Source organism: Parabacteroides sp. PFB2-10 (genome assembly GCF_029893085.1).
Classification (GTDB): domain Bacteria; phylum Bacteroidota; class Bacteroidia; order Bacteroidales; family Tannerellaceae; genus QVMG01.
The window spans coordinates 1-2,655 of the sequence record NZ_JARXWI010000033.1; the positions used below are offsets into that span (position 1 = coordinate 1).

Consider the following 2,655-nt stretch of genomic DNA (forward strand, 5'->3'; position numbering starts at 1 on the left):
TGGAAATTCCATTGAACGTGACCCCCTTCGGCCAATTTAAACTGACCCCTTAAAGTTGCGTTTCAAAACGTGGTCATTTTTGTAGTTGTTTTTGAGGTTGGCAAACATTCTTTTTAGCCGGGGTTATACTTTTAATAATTTCACAAAAATAGTCATTTATTTTAGATTTTCTTTTTTCTGAGAGATTCTCCGTAAAGTTCTATTCGGATGGCCTGATGAACAACACGGTCCAGTATAGCATCTGCGACTGTTTTGTCTCCAATCATATCATGCCAATCTCCTACCGGTATTTGTGATGTAATAACGGTGGATTTCTTTCCATATCGGTCTTCTATCACATCCAGAAGGTTCATTCTGGATGTTGCGTCAAATGGATGTAATCCAAAATCATCCAATATCAACACATCCATTCTTTCTATTTTCCTCAGATCAGTTAATATCGTTCCTTTAGCTTTTGCTGCTTTAAGTGTTCCCATTAACCGGGAAGTATTAGCGTATAACACTTTATACCCTTTTAGGCAGGCTTGATATCCAAGAGCCGAAGCCAGGTAGCTTTTCCCTGTCCCTGTACTTCCGGTTATAAACAGGTCTTTATGTTCTGCCACAAAACCAAGCTCAGCTAAACGCTGAACCTGATTGCGGTCTAATCCCCGTTCTATGGAAAAGTCTATTTCTTCCACCGAGGCTTTATGACGGAAGCAGGCCTGCCTGATAGCCCGCTGGATGTTGCGATTGCGACGATCATCCCATTCTGAGATGATAAGCCAGGATACAAACTGATCGATGGTCATGCTTTCTTTGTGTAGCGATTCCAACGAAGTTTTAAAAGCATAGTACATTCCCTGAAGACGCATTTGAGTCATCTTGTCAAGGGTTTCTTTATTCATTTCCATTTTCTGTTCTTTATATTGTTTTCTTCTTCTTATTGGTAATATTCTTTCCCCCGGATATTCTCATGAGCAGGTATATCCTTGTTTATATCTGCTTCATTCTCTAAAGGCAGTTCATCTTGACGGTTACTAAGTATCCTTTCTATGGCCGGATAGTTATATAGGCCGTAGCTTTCAGCCCAGCGACAGGCATTAATCAGCCGCTTGGCTCCCACACGGCGAACAAAGCTTAAGATTCCGCTACAAGACTTGTAAGCCTGCTCCGGATGCGCTTTAGATTCTATGACTTTACCTATATATGTGGCTACGTCAGGATGGATTACAGCAGCTTCCTGGATAAACTTCTCTGCACTCCAATCGGTTTGGAACCTGTGATGAGATGCCAGGTGGTCCACATGGGTTGTATATCGGTAACGAGACGGATCGCGAGGATGCTCGGCAATCTTCTCGTATTTATAATAAACTTCCACAAGAAAAGAGGTATAGAGCAACTTAACCTTCTTGCCTATATATTTACTCGGTACGCTGTAGTAATGAGCATCTTCGCTTAAACGGATATGCCCATTCTTCATTACGGTTACCTGGGATTGTTTTTTGAGTTCATAACAAATAGGGTTAAGTCCGCTGAGATACATCCGCTCAATCTCCTCAAATTGCTCACGACGACTATAATCACGGCCGGAGAATGGTGTATTATTGTGTACTTCCAAGGCAACGCGTATAGCCGCGTTTAATGTGGTCAAGTCATGGAACACCCGGTCTTCAAGTCGGGTATAGATACTGCGATAAATGAGTTTTACCGCTCCTTCTACCAGTGCTTTGTCGCGCGGTTTGTAAGCTCGGGTGGGGATAACTGTACAACCGTAATGTTCGGCGAAGGATGCGAAGTCGTCATTGATGATAGCTTCATACTTACTGCTTTTGGTTACGGCTGCCTTGAGGTTATCCGGCACAATGGCTTGAGGTACACCTTCAAAATAGAAGAAAGCATGCTCACAGGCTCTAATCAGGTCTTCCTTCTTTTGGCTATGGACCGCTTCTACATAAGTGAGCTGGCTACAAGGGAGAATGGCTACAAAAACCTCTACTTCGCTGATCTCACCGGTGGAACGATCCACTAGAGAAAGTTTCTTCCCTGCAAAATCGATGAAGACTTTATCGCCCGCTTTATGCTCCAGATGCATGATGGGGCGGGAACGCTGTTCATAACGTTGAATGTAACCATTAAAGCGAGAACGGGCGTAGCCGTCAGGATGGAGAGCAAGGTATTCTGCATGTAGCATCTCGCGAGTAACCCCTTTGCGCTTAAGGCGGTTACAGTAGGAAGGGAGCAATCGCTCTAAATCCTGTTGACGTTTGGAGACTTTCTCCTCTGAAGGCTTCTCATGGAATAGCTCTGATAGTTCACTGTCGCTAAGTTCCAATGCTTCTTCATAACTTAAATCCAGGGTCTGAAACTTTTGAAGATACTTTTTGATCGTGTTACGGGACATACTAAGCATACTACTCATAGCTTTAGTCCCTTTTCCTTGTGCATAACAACGCAGCACTTGTCGAATCTTTTGCATACTAATTTGTTTATTGGCCATAAATCATGTTTTCTTAAAATCTGTTTAAAGAAACAACTTTAAGAAGGCTCAACAACAACTAACAAATGACTCTTTTGAAGGGGATCAATTTCAATTGGCAAACGGGGGCAATTTCAATTGGCGGAGGGGATCAGTTTCGATTGGCGAACAGGGGTCAACGAGGAGAGGATTTTCCA

Annotated in this window: 2 protein-coding genes; both read right to left on the bottom strand. The window is 42.9% G+C overall.

Annotated elements, in window-relative coordinates:
* Positions 1–161: 161 nt before the first annotated feature.
* On the bottom strand, positions 162–893 hold the full coding sequence (istB, locus tag M2137_RS14775; RefSeq protein ID WP_280767196.1) for an IS21-like element helper ATPase IstB: 732 nt from the start codon (positions 891–893) through the stop codon (positions 162–164).
* Positions 894–922: 29 nt separating this feature from the next.
* The gene (gene istA, locus M2137_RS14780) at positions 923–2,479 is read right to left on the bottom strand and encodes an IS21 family transposase (RefSeq protein WP_280767197.1); all 1,557 of its coding nucleotides are present in this window, start codon (positions 2,477–2,479) and stop codon (positions 923–925) included.
* Positions 2,480–2,655: the final 176 nt, after the last annotated feature.